Genomic DNA, 21,941 nt, shown 5'->3' with positions numbered 1-21,941 from the left:
AAAGCAAAATTGTATTCCTTTCATACATTATAAAGGAGTAGTTTTTATGTTTAGAAAATAAGGCGGGAGAATGATGAGTGTTACGGAACGTTTTTTTTACTTAGAACAAGAACCATGTGTGATTTATTTGCCAGAGAAGCCCAATGGATTTGGTGTCATGCTTCTTGGTGATTACAATTATTTTATTGAGAATGGTACAAGTTTATGGACGCAGCATGCGGGGCGCGCTCATTTTTTAAATGGGTTGATAGAAAATGGATATACCGTTTTTTCATCTAATTTATACGGGAGACATTGGGGGAATGATCAATCGGTTCGTTTAGCGAAGCGTTTGTATCATGTTGTTATGAAAAAAGAAACACTAAACGAACAAATTCATATCATTGCAGATGGAATGGGGGCTCTTGTGGCTCTTGAAATGATGAATCGATACCCAGAATGTATTCGATCTGCAGTGATGCTTACTCCATGCCTAGATTTGCCTGCACATGTGGAATTTGAAAAAGAGCATAAATTTTTCTATAAAAGGTTAGTGAGAGAGTTATTGCTTGCGTATGATGTGAAGGAAGCTCAGTTAGAAGCGGAAATTGCTAAGAAGTCTTTTTCTTATTTACCTTCTTGTGTGCCTGTAAAAATATTTGTATCCACACAAGAACAAAAAGCGCGCAAGCAATTGTTACGTGAATATGAAAAAAAGCGGATAAATAAAAATTGTGAGACCTCACTATCGTTTCATTTGCAACATGTAAAATATAAGATGGTTCAACATACATGTCATTTCTTTAAAAAATATGAAGAAGATTTATGAAGCTCCAATATACATAAATGAGGAGCTATTTGTTTAGAGGGAGAAAGGGTTGGTGACATGAAGCGCGTACTAATTATAGGAGCACTTTCGTTTGTAGGCTATCATCTTGTAAATAAAATGCTTGCGGAAGAAGTAGAAGTATATGGCCTTGATTTTGCTGATCTGGAAAGTATGTCAAAAGTAAGTGAAGAAAAGTTATTTTTAATTGGGCGGAATGATTTGTTTATGTATTCGTCTATAAGAGATGAGAGCGGATGGAAGACAGTAGAAACCGATCAATTTGATGCGGCTTACTTTTGTTTATGTGAACCGAACAGGCAAAGCGGATTTCGAAATGAACGAATCATTTTACAATATTTAAAGCGTGTCATTCATATGTGCGAAAGAAAACAAGTGAAGCTAAATGTACTTTCTTCTATTGAAATAGCAAATGTGCAAGATCAATCTGAAAATAAACGATTATTTATGAAAGTAGAAGAAGAAGTGGAGAAGGGGAATATTCGTTATAGTATACTTCGTGTTCCAACTTTATATGGCCCATGGCAGCCTTCCTTTATGACGTACCACAGGCTTATTCTTTCTGAACTTATGGAAAAGGAATATGAGCTTCTTCAAAATGAAAATGGAGCGGATCTTCTTTATGTAGAAGATGTGTGTGAATATTTATGGGAAAAAGGCAAAAACATAGAAAATTTAGGTGTATATAATATGATCAGTGGTAAAGAAAATCTATGGGAAAAAGGAATTATCCTTTTAAATGCCGAGCATAAAGTAAAAAAAACTGTTAAAGAAGTAAAAGGAGAAGAGATAAAGAGTGTTTGTATTGTGAAAAACACGCCGTTAGAATTCGGTTTAAATAAGCAATTGACACATTTAAAACGATATAAAGAGTTATACGAAGAACACAACATATGTTAAACTATACAAATATAAATTGAAAAACCAATATAAAACCTTTTTTTTAGGTGGGAGAGAGTATCCGCCCATGCATAGAAGCGGTCAGGTCCTTTTTTGGCCCCATGCCAAGTGAAAACAAAAGGAGAAAACGAGTGAAAATCTCCGTTTATTTTCATAGCCGTGGTTTGTATGTTGGAAAATCAATATAAATACAAATTGAAAAACCGATATAAAACCTTTCTTTTTTAGGTGGGAGAGAGCATCCGCCCATGCATAGAAGCCATACCCCATACCAAGTTAAAAACAAAGAGAGAACACGAGTGCAAGTCACCTTTTGTTTTTGTAGCACCGACTTATATGTTGAAAAATCAAAAGGAATTTATATAGTGTAGAAGTAAGGAGATTAGTGCTCCTTTTATGGAAAGGATGAAGAAATATGAATGAAAAAAATATGCAGTTTTTACAAATCGCTATGAAACATCTGCCGGAAGCAAAGGCCATTTTGGATGATAATGGGATTGCACTTGATATGGAAAAAGCGCAGCCAGTACTAGAGTTGTTAATGAAAGTAATGAACGAAGCATATGAGCTTGGAAAAGCGGGAAAATAAGGTGAACTAGACATAAAACCCTTTTTTTGGAGGAAGAGAGCATCTAGCCATGCATAGAAACGGTCAGAGCCTTTTTCTGCCCCACGCCAAGTAAAAGCAGATACGGAAGTATTTTTGTCATTTTAACCGAGAAGACTCCCTCTTCTAAGCAAAGTGAAGGAGGGGGGAGTTCAATTGGAAAAGAGCGGGATATATAGGTAGTTTGCTTTTGGTTCTACTATGAGATAAGGTCGACAATATGTCGGCTTTATTTTTTTACTTAGAAATATATTCTAGACAAATAAACATTTATGTTTTAGAATTAGTACCAAGTCATAATAATTGATATAAAACGGAGGGCTGCGATGTGAACGTAGGCATTTTAGGGATCGGAAGATATGTGCCAGAAAAAGTAGTCACAAATCACGACTTAGAGAAAATCATGGATACATCTGATGAGTGGATTCGTACGAGAACGGGAATTGCAGAGAGACGCATTGCCGATGATACAATAGATACTTCATATATGGCGGTAGAAGCTGCCAAGAAAGCTATTGAAAATGCAGGGATTAGTGGAGAAGAAATTGACCTTATTTTAGTTGCAACAGTAACGCCAGATCGCTCTTTTCCAGCCGTTGCTTGTGTAATTCAAGAACAAATTGGTGCGAAACATGCAGCAGCAATGGATTTAGGTGCAGCATGTGCGGGCTTTATGTACGGAATGATTACAGCGCAGCAATTTATTCAAACTGGAACTTATAAAAACGTATTAGTAGTTGGTAGTGATAAATTATCTAAAATTGTAGATTGGAACGACCGCAATACGGCAGTGTTATTTGGAGACGGAGCAGGTGCTGTTGTAATGGGAGCTGTTTCAGAAGGAAAGGGTATCCTTTCATTTGAATTAGGCGCAGATGGAAGTGGTGGCAAGCACCTTTATCAAGATGAATATGTTATGATGAATGGCAGAGAAGTCTTTAAATTCGCTGTTCGTCAACTTGGTGATTCTTGTCTTCGTGTTGTAGAAAAAGCAGGTCTTACGAAAGAAGATGTGGACTTTTTAGTTCCGCATCAAGCAAATATTCGTATTATGGAATCGGCAAGGGAACGATTAGGTTTGCCACAAGAAAAAATGAGTACAACAATTGAAAAGTTTGGGAATACGTCAGCTTCTTCAATTCCAATTGCGATGGTAGAGGAATTGCAAAATGGACGTATTCAAGACGGTGATTTAATTATATTAGTCGGCTTTGGTGGCGGATTAACATGGGGAGCAGTCGCTCTTCGTTGGGGCAAATAAGGACTGAGAGAAAAAAAGGAGTGTATTTTGTATGGAAAAGAAGCGTGTCGTAATTACAGGACTAGGAGCTGTTACGCCGATCGGAACAGATGTAGAAACAGCTTGGGAAAACATTAAAAATGGTGTATCTGGAATCGGACGGCTTACACGCTTAGATCCGGAACAATTTCCAGCAAAAGTAGCAGCGGAAATTAACGACTTTGAAGCTGAAAAATATATTGAGAAAAAAGAAGCGCGCCGTATGGATCGCTTCACACAATATGCGGTAGCAGCAGCGAAAATGGCAGTTGAAGATGCAAAGTTGGACATTACAGAAGAAAATGCACCGCGTATTGGTGTATGGATAGGTTCTGGTATTGGTGGCATGGAAACGTATGAAGAGCAATTTAAAATCTTTACGGAAAAAGGCCCGCGCCGTGTAAGTCCATTTTTGATACCAATGATGATTCCTGATATGGCTGCGGGTCAAGTCTCAATTGCTACAGGTGCAAAAGGAATTAATACTTGTTCTGTGACAGCTTGTGCATCTGGGGCAAACTCAATTGGTGACGCATTTAAAGTCATTCAGCGCGGTGATGCAGATGCAATGATTACAGGCGGTGCAGAGGCGCCGTTAACAAGTATGGCATTTGCAGGATTTAGTTCAGCGAAAGCATTAACATTTAATGAGGATCCAGCAACTGCTTGTCGTCCATTTGATAAAAATCGTAGTGGATTTGTAATGGGAGAAGGAGCTGGTATTCTTATACTAGAAGAGTTGGAGCATGCGTTAGCACGAGGTGCACGTATTTATGCTGAACTTGTCGGATATGGTGCAACAGGTGATGCGTTCCATATTACAATGCCTGCTCCTGGCGGTGAGGGCGGTGTTCGTGCGATACGTCAAGCATTAGCAGATGCGGGTCTTCAGCCTGAGGATATCGATTATATTAATGCGCATGGTACAAGTACAGATGCGAATGAGAAATACGAAACGATGGCAATTAAAGAAGCATTTGGTGAACATGCATATAAAGTAGCGATTAGCTCTACAAAATCAATGACTGGTCATTTATTAGGAGCAGCAGGCGCTGTTGAGGCGATTTTCTCTGTTAAATCTATTACAGATGGCGTGATTCCGCCAACAATTAACTATGAAACACCAGATCCAGAATGTGATTTAGATTACGTACCAAACAAAGCGAGACATCAAGAAGTACGCACTGTTTTAAGTAACTCATTAGGGTTCGGCGGTCATAACGCAGTGTTAGTATTTAAAGCTTATAAATAATGTAGTAAAAGGGTGTTTTGGGAAGTAGCAAAGGAGAGCTACTTCTTAAAACACCCTTTTTTGGATGGAAGAGAGCGTCCGATCATGTGTAGAAGCGGTCAGTGCCTGTTTTCGCCCCATGCCATGTAAAAACAAAAGTAGAAAGTGAGAGCGGGTCAGCTTTTGATTTCATAGCCATAACTAGGGTTCGGTGGTCATAACGTAGTGTTGGTATTTAAAGCTTATAAATAATTGTAGTAAAAATGAAGGGGATTTGTTTCGGCATCATGACTTTACTACTAATCTTTTTGGGCGCATGCGGGAAAGATGAAGTAACGCAATCAGAAACAAAGTAAAGCCAATCAAAAGTTTCATTTTATCACTTCGCGTTCGCTCCTTTTCTTGCATATATATAGAAGAAAAGGGAGGAGTGAAGATGGGGGTTATTCAAACGGCAGATTGGCTGCACCTTTATTATGGGCGTCCAGAAAAGCTTTGTGAGAAGTTTACAAAATACATTCCATTACCAAAGGAGAGGTTGTACCGTTTTTTAATTTCTAAAGGTATGTATCGTCCAGTGATGGAAGGACAAAAAGAAATTGAGCGACTAGAGGAAAAGCAGATTTGGAAAGAGCTTTCTGAGGAGTATGAGGAACTAAAGCACTGGTTACAAGGGCCAGATGTCCCTATCTTTATTTTGTTATCAGATTCATATAATCGCACGGTACAAGCGGAATATAACGGAAAAGCTGGCTTAACAATGCGTCATGTGATTTTCCTATTTGTCTGTGGACGGAATACAGTGAAGGAATTAAAAGCATTGCTTACCCATGAATATCATCACATATGTCGGTTACATCAAATTGAAAAGAAAGAAAAGGATTATACATTACTTGATACAATGATAATGGAGGGGCTTGCAGAGCAAGCGGTGTATGAAAGGCACTCAGAAAAAAGTTATGCACCGTGGACATCGTACTATACAAAAGAGGAAGCGGTTCATTATTGGGAGAAGGTTGTAAAAAAGAAACAGGATATGAAGAGAGGAACAAGGGAGCATGACTGCGTACTAAATGGAATGCAAATGTACCCGAAGATGCTTGGATATGGCGTTGGATTTCATATTGTAAAAGATTGTGTGGAATTTGAGAAAGATAACACGCTTTCTTTATTGTCCATGGATGCCATATGTATATTAAATAAAGCAAATACTTTTACCTCTTAATAGGTGATAAATATAAAAAACTTGGCGCTGCCAAGTTTTTTTGCATGATGAAAATGGAAGTGAGAAGTAGTGAAGAAATAATAAGTAGAATATATTCCCTTGGATGGAATAAATTTCACAAAAAATGAACATAATGAGATGTACAAACAGTAGTGAAGTGAGGGGTAGAAAATGTTATATCTACATGATGTGTGGGTAAATTGGTTTGAAGGTGAAGAAAATGGGTATAACGTTTGTCATTTTTACGAATGGCGGAAGGATGATACGATCGAATTATTAGATCAAGTGCCATTATTAAAAGTAGATTCTACATTATATCATTACATCGAGAACGAATTATTGGAACTTCCGCAAAAACTATTGGAAGACGTACATCATAAGGCGTATATTCGTAAAAATCATGAGCGTTTGCAACAAGAGTATTGTTTTGTTGTTACAGATGGAAAAGGAATTATTGCAGTGGATTCAATTGGGTACAATGTACCGATTCGAAAAAGTAGGCTTATTCCTCGTCAAGAGCAGATGGTATATGAGATGGTGGAAAATGTCCAAGCAGAAAAGTATGAGTTTCAAGTGGAAGAATCACAAAAAGAGCATCATATTTTATCACCATCGCCATATATTATGAATGGCTTAACTCGTAAAGAACGACAATTAAAACAATTGCTTTTTATGGCGCTAGATCAACTACATACAACGAAAAATCCAGCTGAAATTCGCTATTGGTATACAGAATGGGATCCATCTGCATATGGGACTGTTCAACATATGAAATTTGAAGACGTCTGGGAGCGCCTTTATGAGGAAGCGAAATATGGTTGGTCAAAAAAGCATGAACAGCTATGTGAACGCCTTGTAAAAGGGCAACCATTCTTTGAAAAGTTATGGGAAATGGAAAATGAACAAAAGGTAAATTAAAAAACCGCCAAATTGGCGGTTTTTTAATTTTATCCAGCTCCGGTGGCAAGCTCTTCGTGTCTAAGAACCTTCCGCATAAGAAGGAAAAGAACGCCTTCTATGCGAAAAAACCTTAGCCCGTCAGAGCTGAATGATCCACCTCCGCTTTTTGTATAATCCAGCTCCGGCTCCTAGCCCTTTGCGTCTAAGAACCTTCCCCACGAGAAGGTAAAAAGCACCTTCTGTGGGAAAGAACCTTAGCCACCCAGGGCTAAGCAGTCGCCTCCGCTTTTTTAGTTACCTACGTTTTCTGCTTAATCCCATTGCATTTTCAACTTTACGTAGTTGTTTCATTGCAACGCGGTTTGCTTTTTCAGCACCTTTGTCAAGAATTTCATCTAATTCAGGGGAGTTAATTAGTTCGTTATATTTTTCTTGAATTGGACGAATTGCTTCTACGACTACTTGTGCTAAATCACCTTTAAAGTCGCCGTATCCTTTTCCTTCATAGTAAGCTTCTAGTTCTTCAATTGTTTTACCTGAGAATGAAGAGTAGATTGTTAATAAGTTGGAAATACCAGGTTTGTTTTCTTTGTCGTATTTTACGATACCGTCAGAATCAGTTACTGCACTTTTAATTTTCTTTTCGATTGTTTTTGGCTCATCAAGCATACTAATCATTGATTTTGGATTTGGATCAGATTTGCTCATTTTTTTCGTAGGTTCTGTTAATGACATAACACGAGCTCCTACTTTTGGAATGCGAATCTCTGGAATTGTGAAAATTTCACGGAAGCGTTTATTGAAACGCTCTGCTAAATCGCGAGTTAATTCCATATGTTGTTTTTGGTCGTCGCCAACTGGCACAATCTCAGTGTTGTAAAGTAAGATGTCAGCTGCCATTAATGGTGGATACGTAAGTAATCCAGCTGGAACAGATTCTCTACCAGATGATTTATCTTTATATTGCGTCATACGTTCTAATTCTCCAACATATGCGATAGATTGCATAATCCATCCGAGTTGAGCGTGCGCAGATACCTCTGATTGTACAAATAAAGTAGATTTTTCAGGATCAATACCACAAGCTACATATAGCGCAGCAAGGCTGCGGATGTTTTTACGAAGTTGTACAGAATCTTGAGGAACTGTAATCGCATGCTGGTTTACAATGCAGAAATAACAATCATGTTCGTTTTGTAATTCTGTAAATTGTTTCATTGCTCCTAAATAGTTTCCAAGCGTAATTGTTCCGCTTGGCTGAATACCAGAAAAAATAACTGACATAATAATGCCTCCTTGAAATTTGTATGTATTGTTGAAGAGTGGGGGAAGTAGGTCAATGCGAGCCGCTTACGCTTTTTATATAATCCAGCTCCAGCGGCAAGAATGATCGGTGGCTTCGCGCCTTCCTGCGAGGCAAAAAACGCCTCTACATCAGGAGCTCCATCCCCCTCACATTCTAAGCAAGACGCTTCCGCTTTTAAATACAAAAAAGCCCATTCATCCCAAATGATCTAGGGACGAATGGACCGCGGTACCACCCTAATTATTTCACAAATAGTGAAATCTCTTTTATCCATTATAACGCCTGGATATAACGCCAAAGCCTACTCCTAAGTTGTTTCGGTTTGGTGCTCAAAAGCCCATTCCATACTGTACAATTACTTGTTCTCACCAACCACAAGCTCTCTGAAATTGCTGCAATATGTACTCTTCTTTCTCATCGCATGCATATGAATTTATTATAATATAGCTCTGTTTTTAACAGCTGAGCGAGCCACTTGCGCTTTTTGAGTAATCCAGCTCCAGTGGCAAGAATACTCGGTGGCTTCGCGCCTTCCAGCGAGGCAAAAAGCGCCTCTACGTCAGGAGCTCCATCCCCCTCGCATTCTGAGCGAGCCACTTGCGCTTTTTATAACAAAATGTTTTGCAAGTAATTATATCATATGGAAAAACGTTTGCAAACTACATCAAAATAGTAAAGCTAATGATCGTAGAGATGAGGCCTAAAAGAACACCTGTAATGCAGATGGGGTATGTCCATGTGAAAGAATACGTTTTATATATTCTTTCTTTTTTATCTATTGCTGATTCTTCTTCTTCAATTAAAGATTCTACCTTTTTATTTGTTCCAAATACTTTTTGGAAAGCGTACATTGTTATGTTGAAAAATCCACTTTGAAATAGAAATAAAAAACCTCCTAAAATAACAAAAAATAATGCAATGTAAAACATGATATTGACAAAATTCAACAAAAATTGAGCTGAAAATAGGAATGCACCAATGCTAGAAACGATTATTGCTAACAATATTAATATACAAGTGTGAGAATAAAGTCTATTCAAAATGTTCCCCTCCGTCAAAATATTACTAGAATTATTATACTATAAAAGTTATAATGAGTACTAGGGATAATTATTTGAAAATTATACGCAATTTTGTATTTTCTTTCAATATGATGGGAGCAATGTTAAGTGCCTCATTTACAAAAAATAAAAAAAATAAACATTTTATTAAAAATTTTAACAAAAAAACAAAAAACTATATTCACAATCGTCACATTATATGTATAATGAAAATTGTAGAAACTTGGAGATTATTCTTTCAATTCTGCTTTTTAGTAAGTGGGGGTACAGGAGGTGCAATTAGGGGAGGTAGTACAATATGAAGAAAAAGATACCACTAATACTTGCATCGACATTGACGGTCAGTATGCTTGGTGCTTGTAGTTATCAGCAAGAAGATACGAAAGCGAGTACGAAAGAAGGCAGTGCTTCAGGCAAACAAGTACTAAATTTACCTGAAGCTGCTGAAATTCCGACAATGGATACAACATTATCAACAGATGCGGCATCTTCTAACATAATGAATAACACAATGGAAGGATTATATCGCCTTGGAAAAGACGATAAACTCGTTCCAGGTGTGGCAAAGTCTTATGAGAAAACGGAAGATGGTAAGAAGTACGTATTTAAATTACGTGATGATGCGAAGTGGTCTAATGGGGAACCTGTAACAGCTAAAGACTTTGTATATTCTTGGAGACGAGCTGTCGATTCAAATACAGGTGCAAAATTTGCTTACATATTATTCGATGTAAAGAATGCAGAAAAAATTAATAAAAAAGAGTTGCCAGTTGAAGAACTTGGCGTAAAAGCAATTGATGATCACACACTAGAAGTGGAATTAGACAACCCTGTTCCTTACTTTGTTAGCTTAACGGTATATCCAACATTCTATCCATTAAATGAAAAGTTCGTAAAAGAACAAGGGGATAAATTTGGATTAGAATCTAATACGAGGCTCTATAACGGTCCGTTCGTCTTAAATGAGTGGAAACATGAACAAAGTTTCCAGCTTAAGAAAAATGAGACGTACTGGGACAATAAAGTAGTGAAGCTGGAAGAAGTAAACTTCAATATTCTAAAGGATCGTTCAACTGCAATAAATTTATATGAAACAAATGCAATTGATCGTGTCGTATTGACATCAGAATTTGTAGATAAATACAAAAAAGATTCTGATTTCAAGACAATTAAGAAACCTTCTACACAGTTTATTCGTTTAAACGAAAAGAACAAGTTCTTAGCGAATAAGAACATCCGTAAAGCAATATCAATGGCCTTTGAACGTGAAAATATCGGGAAAGTTATTTTAAACGATGGTTCACAGGGGATGTACGGTTTTGTTCCGAAAGGTTTAGCGAAAGGACCAAATGGAAAAGACTTCCGTGAAGAAAATGGAAATCTGATCAAAGAAGATATAAAAGAGGCTCAAAAATATTGGGAAGCAGGTAAAAAAGAACTTGGTGTTGATAAAGTAGATTTAGAGTTGCTGAACTTTGATACAGATGATGCTAAGAAAATCGGTGAGTATTTAAAAGGGCAATTTGAAAAGAATTTACCAGGCTTAACAATTTCAATGAAAATGCAGCCATTTGCACAAAAATTAAAACTTGAAGCAAGTGGAGAATATGCAATGTCGTATGCAGGATGGGCCCCAGATTATATGGATCCGATGGCATTCCTAGATATGTATACAACAGGAAATCCGCAAAACAAAGTCAACTATGCAAATCCAGCATATGACGAATTAATTAAGAAGGCAAAAGTAGAGACAGATGTACAATCTCGTTGGGATGCACTGTTGAAAGCTGAAAAACAATTGTTGGATGATGCAGCAATTGCTCCAGTATATCAACCAGGAAAAGCATATTTACAACGCAGCTCTATTACAGGGTTGCTAGAACATAAATATGGTGGCGAATTTAGCTACAAATGGGTTGAAGTCAAAAAATAAAAATGGTTTCCATCATGAATAAGGGTATATGCCTATGATGGGCATATACTCTTATTTAAAAAAATAAAAGTAAGAATATTTCAAACTATCTTATTGCTTTTGAGAAAAATGGGGAGGTGCTTGATTATGGGACGTTATGCATTAAAACGTTTCGTGTACATGGCTTTGACGTTATTTTTAATCACTACGCTGACATTCTTTTTAATGAAATTACTGCCGGGTTCTCCGCTTAAAAACCAAGAGAAATTATCTCCGGCGCAGAAAGAAATCATTTTAGAAAAATATGGTTTGAATGATCCGGTGCCAGTGCAATATGCGCGCTACTTAGGGAACTTAGTAAAAGGTGATTTAGGAGTGTCATTCCAGTACGATAACCGTCCTGTAACGGATATGATTGTTGATCGTATTGGACCATCAGCACAGCTTGGTTTCCAGGCGATCGTATTAGGAACATTTATAGGTCTAATTTTAGGGATTATCGCAGCACTTCGTAATAATACATGGGTGGATTACGGGGCAACCATTATTTCTGTACTCGGAATGTCGGTACCATCCTTCGTATTCGCAGCGTTACTACAATATTTTGTAGGGGTAAAACTTGGTTGGTTCCCAGTTGCATTCTGGAAAGGTCCTGAATTTACAGTCATGCCAACGGTTGCTTTATCGATGGCAGTTACTGCGACAATTGCACGTTTCGCTCGTGCGGAGTTAATCGAAGTAATGCAAGCAGATTATATTTTAACAGCAAAAGCAAAAGGAATTAGTCAAGGTGTCATTATTATAAAACATGCACTTCGTAATGCATTGATTCCGGTTGTTACAATTTTAGGACCAATGGTTGCGGGATTAATTACAGGGACGCTTGTTATTGAGCAAATCTATGCTGTACCTGGACTTGGGGAGCAATTCGTTAAATCGATTCAATTGAATGATTATACGGTTATTATGGGAACGACAATTTTCTATAGTGCAATCTTTATTTTAGTAATTTTCATTGTTGATATTTTATACGGAATAATTGATCCTCGTATTCGTTTAGCGGGAGGGAAAAAATGATGAAAGACGTACAAAAATTATCTCCAGATTTATTTCAACCAGCCAATCAAAGCAATGTTGATAATGAAGTCATTGCCCGACCAAGCTTAACGTTTTGGCAAGATGTAAGAAGACGTTTGTTTAAACATAAAGGAGCAATGTTTGGTTTTGTATTGCTTGTCATCATTGCGCTTTTAGCAATTTTTGGACCGATGGTAAGTAAACATTCCTATAAAGACCAAGATTTAGGACGTGCAAAAATGCCGCCGAAAATTCCAGTGATAGAAAATATTCATTGGTTACCATTTGATGGTACAGATCAATATGGTGTTGATCAATATGAGAAACGTGATATTAAAGAGTATTTCTGGTTCGGTACAGATGATCTTGGACGTGACCTTTGGACAAGAACATGGGAAGGAACACGCGTATCATTATATATCGCTCTTTTAGCAGCGGCAATTGACCTAGTAATTGGGGTTGCATACGGAGGTATTTCAGCGTTCTATGGTGGACGAGTGGATAACATTATGCAACGTGTTATGGAAATTATTAACGGTATTCCATATTTAATCATTGTAATCTTAATGGTAATTATTATGGATCCAGGTATTTTATCAATTACATTCGCGATGGCAATTACAGGTTGGATTGGAATGTCGCGGATTGTACGTGGACAAGTATTAAAATTAAAAAACCAAGAGTATGTATTAGCATCTCGTACATTAGGTGCAACAAACACACAATTAATTGTGAAGCACTTAATTCCGAACGTAATGGGACCAATTATCGTTATGACAATGTTTACAATTCCTACAGCGGTGTTTGGTGAAGCATTCTTAAGCTTCATTGGTCTTGGTATTCAGCCGCCAACTGCATCACTTGGTTCTCTTGTAAATGATGGATATAAGTCAATTCAAACATATCCACATATGATGTTCATCCCTGCGGTTGTCATCAGTATGTTAATTTTAGCATTTAACTTAATGGCAGATGGATTACGCGATGCGTTAGATCCAAAAATGCGTAAGTAAACGAGGGAGGAGAAGTGAAAATGAAAACATTGTTAGAGGTAAAAGATTTACAAGTCTCCTTTGATACACATGCTGGTGAAGTACAAGCTGTTCGCGGAGTTACATTTGATTTGAAAAAGGGAGAAACATTAGCGATTGTAGGAGAATCTGGTTCTGGGAAATCAGTTACTTCGAAAGCGCTAATGGGACTCATCCCAAATCCTCCAGGACGTATTAAAAATGGAGAAATTGTCTTTGATGGTCGTGACTTAACAAAATTAACGGAAAAAGAAATGCAGCAAGTACGCGGGAAAGAGATTGCAATGATTTTCCAAGATCCGATGACATCACTAAATCCAACGATGACAATCGGTAATCAAATTATGGAAGGTCTTATTAAACACCAAGGGATGAGCAAAGCGGATGCGCGTAAAGTTGCGTTAGAACTGCTTGATCTTGTTGGAATTCCAAATCCAGAAGCGCGTTTAAAACAATACCCACACCAATTCTCTGGTGGTATGAGACAGCGTGTTGTTATTGCGATGGCATTAGCTTGTAATCCGAAACTATTGATTGCGGATGAGCCGACAACAGCACTTGACGTTACAATTCAAGCACAAATTTTAGAGCTTATGAAGGACATTCAACAGAAAACAGAAGCGGCGATTATTTTCATTACGCATGATTTAGGTGTAGTAGCAAACGTTGCGGACAGAGTTGCTGTTATGTATGCAGGTAAAGTCGTTGAAATTGGTACGGTTGATGAAATTTTCTACAACCCAAAACACCCGTATACATGGGGATTAATCGCATCTATGCCAAGTTTAGATGGCTCAGAAGCGGAGTTATATGCAATTCCTGGAACACCTCCAGATTTATTAAAACCGCCAAAAGGGGATGCGTTTGCACCACGTAACCCACAGGCACTAAAAATTGACTTTGAAATGGAACCACCATTCTTTAAAGTTAGTGATACACATTATGCGGCAACATGGTTACTTCATGAGCAAGCACCAGAAGTACAACCGCCAGAAGTCGTTCAAAAACGAATTCTTCAAATGAAAGCAGGTGAACAACATGACTAATCAACGTGAAAAATTAATTGAAGTAAAAAATGTAAAGCAGCACTTCAACGTTAGTGGTGGTGTTGTAAAAGCGGTCAACGACATTTCATTTGATATTTACCGCGGTGAAACATTTGGACTTGTAGGGGAATCTGGTTGCGGAAAATCAACAACTGGAAGAACGATTATCAGGTTATATGATGCAACTGCTGGAGAAGTGCTGTTCGACGGTGAAAATGTACATGGTAAGAAATCACGAGCAGAATTAAAGAAATTTAATCGTAAAATGCAAATGATTTTCCAAGATCCATACGCATCATTAAATCCTCGTATGACAGTTGGGGATATTATTGCAGAAGGCATTGATATTCACGGTTTAGCAAAAAGCAAAAAAGAACGTATGGATCGTGTGCATGAATTATTGAACACAGTTGGGTTAAATAAAGAGCATGCCAATCGTTTCCCGCATGAGTTCTCTGGTGGACAACGTCAACGTATCGGAATTGCTCGTGCACTTGCGGTAGAACCGGAATTTATTATTGCGGATGAACCAATTTCAGCACTTGACGTATCCATTCAGGCGCAAGTTGTAAACTTACTGAAACAACTGCAAAGAGAAAAAGGCTTAACATATTTATTCATTGCCCATGATTTATCGATGGTAAAATACATCAGTGATCGCATTGGTGTTATGTACCGTGGACAAATTGTTGAATTAACAAGCAGTGATGAGCTATACGAGAATCCAATTCATCCGTATACCAAATCACTATTATCAGCAATTCCGCTTCCAGATCCGGATTATGAACGCAATCGTAAGCGTATCGTATATGATCCATCTCAGCATCAATATGGTAATGAAACGCCTACTATGCGAGAAATTCGCCCTGGACATTTTGTTCTTTGTTCAGAAGCAGAATACAAGAAATATAAAGAAATCTATCAATAATAGAAAAGAAGCGGCTGGAGAGGTCGCTTCTTTTTTATATACATACAAATAAGAAAACTGATATAAACCTTTTCTTATTGGATGGGAGAGAGGATTCGCCCAAGCATAGAAGCGGTCAGGTCCTTTTTTCGCCCCATGCCGAGTGAAAACAAAAGGAGAGAAGGAAAAGCTGGAGTAGAGATTTCAGCAATAGAGTGGGGGATGGAAAAATAGTAAATGAAATTTTATCGGCGCAAGTCCAAATATATCGACCGTTCCTCAAAATATATTGGCGTTCCGATAAAGAACAGCACAAAAACAGGTTGGAGAAGGCTTTCTCCAACCTGTTTTTTCTGAATATTAACATTAATATTAAGCTTGAACAGGAGCTGATTCTTCAGAAGTCTCCGGTTTAACAAGGGCATAATTTTCCCATGCTCTGCTTTTCCAGCGGAAGAACATAATGATGGCACGTGTCCATTCATCAATCGCAATGGCTAACCAAATGCCGGGCAGTCCCATGTGCAAATAAAATACAAAAAAGTAGCCAAGTGGTAAACTCATTAATACCATTGAGAATGCGCCAATTAAAACTGGATATTTTGCATCACCAGCAGCCCGCAAGGAATTAATGATGACAATATTCATCGTTCGGCCTGTTTCTAGTAGAATGCTTAATAAAAGAACGGTTGCGCCTAAAGCGATGACATGAGGATTATCTGTAAATAACGCCATTAACTGCGTGCGAAATGTTATGACGAGAATGACCATACATAACGTAACACCAATGGCCCACTTTACACTTTTCCATACACGTACATATGCTTCATCTTTCTCATTTCCACCGACTAAACGCCCAACAATGATCGCTGTTCCCATTCCGATGGCGATAGCGAATAAGTAAGTAAACATTGAAATATTTGTTGCATACTGTCTTGCAGCTAATGATTCTGCTCCTAAGTATGTCGCATAATATAAAAAGACAATTTGACATGCTTGGTACATAACTTGTTCAAAAGCCGATGGAATACCAATCTTTAAAATCTTGCTGATATATTCTTTTGATAAGGTAATGTAGTAGTTCAACTTCACGCGATATTCCATGACGCGGTATAGTAACCAGAAGAAGACAATGAGTGCGATTAAACGGCTGAAAGATGATGATATAGCAGCACCTTGAACGCCCATTTCTGGAAAACCGAATTTCCCGAAAATAAGTACATAGTTTCCAGCAATATGAAAAATGTTCATTCCTAATGAAATCAACATTGCTTGTTTTGTAAATCCATGAACACGAATAATGGCAGCCAGTGAATTGATAATGGCTTGAAGAAAGATTGCTCCTCCAACAATTGATAAATAATTTTGTGCGTAAGTTAATACGTCACCTTGTAAATTCATCGCCATCATCATATTTTTCGAAAATAAAAGAAAACCGGCGCTTATGATGAGCCCGACTCCTAAGTTTAATGTTACCGCTAAAGCTGATATTTTGGATGCTTCCATATATCGTTTAGAACCAAGGTATTGAGAAACAACAATTGCGGCCCCGTTTCCGATTACTTCTAGTACTAATATTGCGATATGAAGGTATTGATTCGCTGCCCCAACACCTGATACCGCGTCATCTGATAGTGCACTTAGCATAAAAGTATCAGCAATCCCCATTAACATAAAAAGAAAAACCTCTAAAAAAATGGGCCATGTTAAGAAAAATAAATTTAATTTTTCTCCCTGCCCTTTTTTGGACGTAGTCACTGTCATATCATCCCCCACTTTACCGATATCCTTTTTGCAGCAAAATGTATCTTAACACACTTCAGCAACACTTGCATTCATTTTGCAGCTTGGTTATTGAACTACCCCCACCTTCACTTCATTTAGAGGAGGGGGTCTTCTCGGTTGAAATGATAAATATATATTTCGAAAAAATAGGACATATATAAGTACAAATTGAAAAATCAATAAAAATCCTTTTTTTGGTTGGGAGAGAGCGTCCGCTCATGCGTAGAAGCGATCATCCCCTTTTTTCGCCCCATGCCGCGTGAAAACAAAAGGAGAAAAGGAGTGGAGATCTTCTTTTATTTTCAAAGCTGTGACTTATATGTTGAAAGATCAAAATGGTGCATATTAGAAGGGAATAATTATACAAAAGATATTATGTGATATAAAATTAATTATACTCTAATAATTTAGATAATTATTAAAACAGGTATATTTAGTATTTCAGGCAGGAAAATAAGTAATATAAAACGTTTACAGAAAATGCTATGGTAACAGAAAATTTTAATAAGATAGAAAAACAAATATACAAATAATATATTTATATGTATAATATGAATTATTAGAACATATAAATATTTCTTTCTGTTTGAAAATGAAAGGGCTAACATTTTTTTAGGGGGATGGAAGGATGAAGAAAAAAGTACCAGTTTTAGTAGCGTCGACATTAGCGATGAGCATGGTTTTAGGAGCATGTAGTTATCAAAAAGATGAGTCGCAAGCGAAAGCAAAAGGGGAAAGCGGCAATAATAATGCGAAACAAGTTATAAATTTAACTGAAACACAAGAAATTCCAACGATGGACACAGCATTATCAGCTGATGCAGTATCATCGCGAGTGATGAATAATACGATGGAAGGGCTATACCGCCTTGATAAAGGGGATAAACTCGTTCCAGGTGTAGCGAAATCAAGTGAAAAATCAGCAGACGGGAAAAAGTATACTTTTAAATTACGCGAAGATGCGAAGTGGTCAAATGGAGATCCTGTAACAGCGAAAGACTTTGTATATGCTTGGCAACGAGCAATTAATCCAGATAAAGCAGCAGTATCAGCATATATTATGTTTGATGTTAAAAACGCACAGAAAATTAATAAAAAAGAAATGACACCAGATCAATTAGGTGTAAAGGCCATTGATGATTATACATTAGAAGTAGAATTAGAGCATCCAGTTCCTTACTTTGAAAACTTAATGATTTATCCACTGTTTTATCCTGTAAATGAAAAGTATGCGAAAGAGCAAGGGGACAAGTTTGGTCTAGAGGCAAATACAACACTATATAATGGACCATTTGTATTAAGTGACTGGAAGCATGAAAGAAGTTTCCAAATAAAGAAAAATCCATCATACTGGGACAATAAAGAAGTGAAGCTAGAAGAAGTGAATTTTAATATTGTAAAAGACATGGCAACATCGATTAACTTATATGATACAAAAGCGATAGACCGTGCTAACTTAAGATCTGAGTTTGTTGATAAATATAAAGGGGATAAAGATTTTAAAACGGCAAATGAAGCTACTGTATCCTATCTTCGTTTCAATCAGAAAAATGAAGCTTTAGCAAATAAAAACATACGTAAAGCAATTTCTCTCGCCTTTGAACGTAAACCACTTGTTGAGACGATTTTAAACAATGGCTCTACTGAAGCAACAGGATTAATTCCAAGCAAATTTATTACAGGGCCAAATAAAAAAGACTTCCGAGCTGAAAATGGGGAGTTAGTAAAAGCAAACGCGAAAGAAGCGAAGAAATATTGGGAAGCTGGTAAAAAAGAATTAGGAAAAGATAAGATTGAGATTGAGCTATTAAATGAAGATGTAGATTTATCTAAGAGAACAGGGGAGTACTTAAAAGGAGAGTTAGAAAAGAACTTACCTGGTTTTACATTGAAAATTAAGCAGCAGCCATTTGCGCAAAAGCTTAAACTTGAAGAAAGTGGAGATTATGAAATGACATTTGCTTTATGGAGTCCAGACTTCCCAGATCCAGTAACTTACCTTGATATGTTTATAACAGATGGCACGCAAAATAAAATGAAATACTCTAATCCGAAATACGATGAAATTATTATGAAAGCGAAGACTGACGGTAGCGATGTACAAGCGCGCTGGAATAGTTTACTTGAAGCAGAAAAAATCCTTATGGATGATGCAGCAATTGCTCCTGTATATCAACGTAGCACGGCTTATTTACAAAAAGGAACAGTTAAAGATATTTATAAGCATAATTATGGCGGAGATTTAAGCTTCAAGTGGGCATCTGTCGGAAAATAATTTAAAAAGAAGCAGGGAATTTCCTGCTTCTTTTTAGTATGTTCGTTTTTTATAAATCCCTTTGCCGCCAACTTGCTTCCATCCAGATTGTACTTCCGCACTTTTATTAACAAATTTCATTTTCTCTTTCCCACCAAATAGCTTTTCACCGATGCTATTCGTAATGACACCAATCAATGCTGTAATTCCGATGACGAGGGCAGCGACAATTGCAAAATCAATAAAAAAAGCAACCATATGAAAATTCCCCCTTTGCCTGTCTGTATCATTATTGTATGAGAAAAAAAGTTAAAAAGAAAGAAAAGTTAGAAAATAATTATTTTACTTAAAAATAGTCTAGACAATAATAATGAGGTTTGATAAAATCAACAAGAACAAACGTTCCTTTTCCGTGGCTGTTTTACATAGCGGTAAGTCTTACATTTCACCATTGTTTTATCAGAAAAAGGTAATAAAGCGCTATCGGAAACATGTGGTGAAGTACATTATATGAAAGAGAGTCTATCAAAAAAATAGTTCTAAAGGCGTATACGAATGGGATATAGGGCTTATGTCTTCAAGTATTTATGCCAGCTTTACTGGTCCTAAGCAACAGTTAAAGACATATGGTGTTTTCCCTATTAATAAGGAAATTTACTGTGTATTTCTTTCTGAATCTATTGTATAATGATTATAGAAGTTACTTATTTAAAGTAATTGTTGTTTATTAAAAGTTGCTTGCTCATAAGTTGTTGTTTACATCGAAAGCAATTTTTCATTTTGTTGTAAGACAAGTCATAGTGAAGAATTGCTGGGAAATAGAAATTCAAACTGTAATTAGTACAGAATCTGTACTCTTTAAGGAGAGTGAGTCTTGTATGGTAACACTATATAGTTCTCCAAGTTGTACGTCTTGTAGAAAGGCGAAATTATGGCTAGAGGAAAATCATATTCCCTATACAGAACGTAATATTTTCTCAGATCCATTAACGATTGAGGAAATTAAAGAAATTTTACGCATGACAGAAAGCGGAACGGATGAGATTATTTCAACTCGTTCGAAAGTTTTCCAAGAGTTAAACGTTAACTTAGAATCTTTACCACTTCAAGATTTATATAAGATGATTCGTGACTACCCAGGCATTTTACGTCGTCCTATTATGATTGATGAAAAACGTCTTCAAGTAGGTTATAACGAAGATGAAATTCGTCGTTTCTTACCACGTACAGTAAGAACATTTCAGTTACGTGAGGCACAGCGTCTTGTAAATTAACAATAAAAGTTTTGTATATGAAAACCTTCTACTTTACAGTAGAAGGTTTTTGCATACATATATTCATTATTTGTCTCAGTATTTGTAGATAACTCCATTTTGATTTTTCGACATATTAGCTGCGGCTATGAAAACAAAAACAGTTCTCCACTTATTTCCTCTTTTTGTTTTTTACATGGCATGGGGCGAAAAAAGGAACTGACCGCTTCTATGCATGGCCGGATGCTCTCTTCCACCCAAAAAGAATGGTTTAATTTTGGTTTTTTAATTTGGATTTATATAAATCTATATCAAATCAAGAAATACAAGTTTTACTTTACATTCCCTAATTTGATATGCTGAACAATAAACCCGATTGTTAATACTGTGAAAATAAAGAGGAAGGGTATACTTGTTGCAAAGGCCGGGTTATGCTGGAAAAAGTTCGCAAGTCTCGCTTCATGGGTGATCATTCTGCCAGCCGTGTAAGCAAGAACTGCTCCTCCGCAATAAATGAGAAAAGGAAACCGCTCCATAAATAGTAAGATGAGTTTGCTTCCCCAAATAATAATAGGGATAGAAATTAATAATCCGATAATTACGAGTGTAAAATTCCCATGAGCCGCTCCAGCAATCGCAAGGACATTATCAAAACCCATAACGAGATCGGCAAATACAATTGTACGGATTGCTTGAAATAATGTCGTTTTTCCTTGTATAGAAGAAAGATCATTATTATTGTCGGTTAGTAAATTTACGGCAATCAGTGTAAGTAGGATGCCGCCAATAAGTTGTAAGAAGGGAATATCGAGTAAGTATACAGCAAGTATTGTAAGGAGAATTCGCAGCACGATTGCTAGGACCGTACCAATAAAAATAGCTTTATTCCGTTTAGATTCAGGTAAGTTTCGGCTTGCAAGCGCAATTACAATTGCGTTATCACCGCCTAGTACAACATCGATACCGACAATCATTAGTATAGATGTCAAAAAATCTAACTCCATCATTTTGCCTCCATTTATTCTGTTTTAATCAGTAATATAGGTGCAGTTGTATGTATGAAACGAAAAAGCTTGACCAGCTCTATTACAATTGTACGGCGCTAGGTGGAATTGTATGTCCGATTTTTTATTAAGAAGGAACGAGGGAATTTATATCGCAAGTGTATATAATGGAATATATAGGAGGAAGGAAGTATGATGTATTAGCATAGAATAATCTAGGCGAATGACTGTTTTTCTAAAATGAAACGATTTTATTTCCATTCTGGAGAATCTTATCATAAAATGAAAGTACAAGAATCTATTGATTTGTCATATGAGTGGGGAATCCCTTCATAAC

20 protein-coding genes and 1 other annotated feature are annotated in these 21,941 nt (G+C 36.9%); of the genes, 15 read left to right on the top strand and 5 right to left on the bottom strand.

Annotated features, from left to right (window positions below; translation table 11 throughout):
• Nucleotides 1-73: 73 nt before the first annotated feature.
• The 7 genes from ORL93_RS23830 (at nucleotide 74) to ORL93_RS23800 (ending at nucleotide 6,986) form a co-directional block, all read left to right on the top strand.
• On the top strand, nucleotides 74-808 hold the full coding sequence (locus ORL93_RS23830; protein ID WP_098160802.1) for an alpha/beta fold hydrolase: 735 nt from the start codon (nucleotides 74-76) through the stop codon (nucleotides 806-808).
• A gap of 57 nt (nucleotides 809-865) precedes the next feature.
• The gene (locus ORL93_RS23825) at nucleotides 866-1,726 is read left to right on the top strand and encodes an NAD-dependent epimerase/dehydratase family protein (protein WP_018763999.1); all 861 of its coding nucleotides are present in this window, start codon (nucleotides 866-868) and stop codon (nucleotides 1,724-1,726) included.
• Between the two features lie 415 nt (nucleotides 1,727-2,141).
• Entirely contained in the window at nucleotides 2,142-2,315 is a 174-nt protein-coding gene (locus ORL93_RS23820; protein WP_003195910.1) for a ComZ family protein, read from the top strand.
• A 346-nt stretch (nucleotides 2,316-2,661) separates the two neighbouring features.
• Nucleotides 2,662-3,594, top strand: coding sequence for a beta-ketoacyl-ACP synthase III (gene fabH, locus ORL93_RS23815; protein ID WP_018764000.1), 933 nt, complete (start codon nucleotides 2,662-2,664; stop codon nucleotides 3,592-3,594).
• Between the two features lie 31 nt (nucleotides 3,595-3,625).
• Complete coding sequence (fabF, locus tag ORL93_RS23810; protein ID WP_003195912.1) at nucleotides 3,626-4,864, top strand: beta-ketoacyl-ACP synthase II; 1,239 nt, start codon at nucleotides 3,626-3,628, stop codon at nucleotides 4,862-4,864.
• A 415-nt stretch (nucleotides 4,865-5,279) separates the two neighbouring features.
• Nucleotides 5,280-6,068 (top strand): DUF2268 domain-containing putative Zn-dependent protease, encoded by a 789-nt coding sequence (locus ORL93_RS23805; protein WP_018764001.1) that lies wholly within the window; start codon nucleotides 5,280-5,282, stop codon nucleotides 6,066-6,068.
• 171 nt (nucleotides 6,069-6,239) lie between these two features.
• Nucleotides 6,240-6,986: a YjbA family protein gene (locus ORL93_RS23800; protein WP_003206164.1), complete on the top strand. Its 747-nt coding sequence runs from the start codon at nucleotides 6,240-6,242 to the stop codon at nucleotides 6,984-6,986.
• A gap of 276 nt (nucleotides 6,987-7,262) precedes the next feature.
• On the opposite strand, the gene trpS is transcribed toward ORL93_RS23800, so the two are convergent.
• Nucleotides 7,263-8,252, bottom strand: coding sequence for a tryptophan--tRNA ligase (trpS, locus tag ORL93_RS23795; RefSeq protein WP_018764002.1), 990 nt, complete (start codon nucleotides 8,250-8,252; stop codon nucleotides 7,263-7,265).
• 229 nt (nucleotides 8,253-8,481) lie between these two features.
• Nucleotides 8,482-8,701, bottom strand: a binding site (T-box leader).
• Nucleotides 8,702-8,933: 232 nt separating this feature from the next.
• On the bottom strand, nucleotides 8,934-9,269 hold the full coding sequence (locus ORL93_RS23790) for a DUF3899 domain-containing protein (RefSeq protein ID WP_371388987.1): 336 nt from the start codon (nucleotides 9,267-9,269) through the stop codon (nucleotides 8,934-8,936).
• A gap of 155 nt (nucleotides 9,270-9,424) precedes the next feature.
• Here ORL93_RS23790 and ORL93_RS31590 point away from each other — a divergent pair, with 155 nt between their 5' ends.
• From ORL93_RS31590 to ORL93_RS23765, 6 genes are all read left to right on the top strand, one after another.
• Complete coding sequence (locus ORL93_RS31590; RefSeq protein WP_026008405.1) at nucleotides 9,425-9,637, top strand: hypothetical protein; 213 nt, start codon at nucleotides 9,425-9,427, stop codon at nucleotides 9,635-9,637.
• Nucleotides 9,634-11,268 carry a peptide ABC transporter substrate-binding protein gene (locus tag ORL93_RS23785; protein WP_265959614.1) on the top strand — a complete coding sequence of 545 codons (1,635 nt, stop codon included), beginning with the start codon at nucleotides 9,634-9,636 and terminating at the stop codon, nucleotides 11,266-11,268. The genes ORL93_RS31590 and ORL93_RS23785 overlap by 4 nt, the downstream gene beginning before the upstream one ends.
• Nucleotides 11,269-11,394: 126 nt before the next feature.
• The gene (opp3b, locus tag ORL93_RS23780) at nucleotides 11,395-12,324 is read left to right on the top strand and encodes an oligopeptide ABC transporter permease (protein ID WP_003195920.1); all 930 of its coding nucleotides are present in this window, start codon (nucleotides 11,395-11,397) and stop codon (nucleotides 12,322-12,324) included.
• Nucleotides 12,321-13,337 carry an oligopeptide ABC transporter permease gene (opp3C, locus tag ORL93_RS23775; protein WP_018764006.1) on the top strand — a complete coding sequence of 339 codons (1,017 nt, stop codon included), beginning with the start codon at nucleotides 12,321-12,323 and terminating at the stop codon, nucleotides 13,335-13,337. Before opp3b ends, opp3C begins: the two co-directional genes overlap by 4 nt.
• Nucleotides 13,338-13,357: 20 nt before the next feature.
• Nucleotides 13,358-14,401 carry an ABC transporter ATP-binding protein gene (locus ORL93_RS23770; protein ID WP_018764007.1) on the top strand — a complete coding sequence of 348 codons (1,044 nt, stop codon included), beginning with the start codon at nucleotides 13,358-13,360 and terminating at the stop codon, nucleotides 14,399-14,401.
• Nucleotides 14,394-15,329: an ABC transporter ATP-binding protein gene (locus ORL93_RS23765; protein WP_017152841.1), complete on the top strand. Its 936-nt coding sequence runs from the start codon at nucleotides 14,394-14,396 to the stop codon at nucleotides 15,327-15,329. The genes ORL93_RS23770 and ORL93_RS23765 overlap by 8 nt, the downstream gene beginning before the upstream one ends.
• A 351-nt stretch (nucleotides 15,330-15,680) precedes the next feature.
• On the opposite strand, the gene ORL93_RS23760 is transcribed toward ORL93_RS23765, so the two are convergent.
• A complete protein-coding gene (locus tag ORL93_RS23760) occupies nucleotides 15,681-17,072 on the bottom strand; it encodes an MATE family efflux transporter (protein WP_265959612.1) in 1,392 nt (463 codons plus the stop codon).
• Between the two features lie 649 nt (nucleotides 17,073-17,721).
• Here ORL93_RS23760 and ORL93_RS23755 point away from each other — a divergent pair.
• Complete coding sequence (locus ORL93_RS23755; RefSeq protein WP_006093963.1) at nucleotides 17,722-19,368, top strand: peptide ABC transporter substrate-binding protein; 1,647 nt, start codon at nucleotides 17,722-17,724, stop codon at nucleotides 19,366-19,368.
• A 33-nt stretch (nucleotides 19,369-19,401) separates the two neighbouring features.
• On the opposite strand, the gene ORL93_RS23750 is transcribed toward ORL93_RS23755, so the two are convergent.
• The gene (locus ORL93_RS23750; protein ID WP_018781155.1) at nucleotides 19,402-19,605 is read right to left on the bottom strand and encodes a hypothetical protein; all 204 of its coding nucleotides are present in this window, start codon (nucleotides 19,603-19,605) and stop codon (nucleotides 19,402-19,404) included.
• 620 nt (nucleotides 19,606-20,225) lie between these two features.
• Here ORL93_RS23750 and spx point away from each other — a divergent pair.
• Nucleotides 20,226-20,621: a transcriptional regulator Spx gene (gene spx / locus ORL93_RS23745; protein ID WP_000258267.1), complete on the top strand. Its 396-nt coding sequence runs from the start codon at nucleotides 20,226-20,228 to the stop codon at nucleotides 20,619-20,621.
• Nucleotides 20,622-20,932: 311 nt separating this feature from the next.
• Here the strand turns inward: spx and ORL93_RS23740 are convergent, their stop codons facing one another.
• Nucleotides 20,933-21,604, bottom strand: a complete 672-nt coding sequence (locus tag ORL93_RS23740; RefSeq protein WP_018764011.1) for a TerC family protein — start codon at nucleotides 21,602-21,604, stop codon at nucleotides 20,933-20,935.
• Nucleotides 21,605-21,941: the final 337 nt, after the last annotated feature.

Origin of the sequence: Bacillus sp. DHT2 (assembly GCF_026241455.1) — a bacterium.
In the GTDB taxonomy this organism is placed as follows: Bacteria; Bacillota; Bacilli; order Bacillales; family Bacillaceae_G; genus Bacillus_A; species Bacillus_A pseudomycoides.
This window is presented reverse-complemented; position numbering and strand designations above follow the sequence as displayed.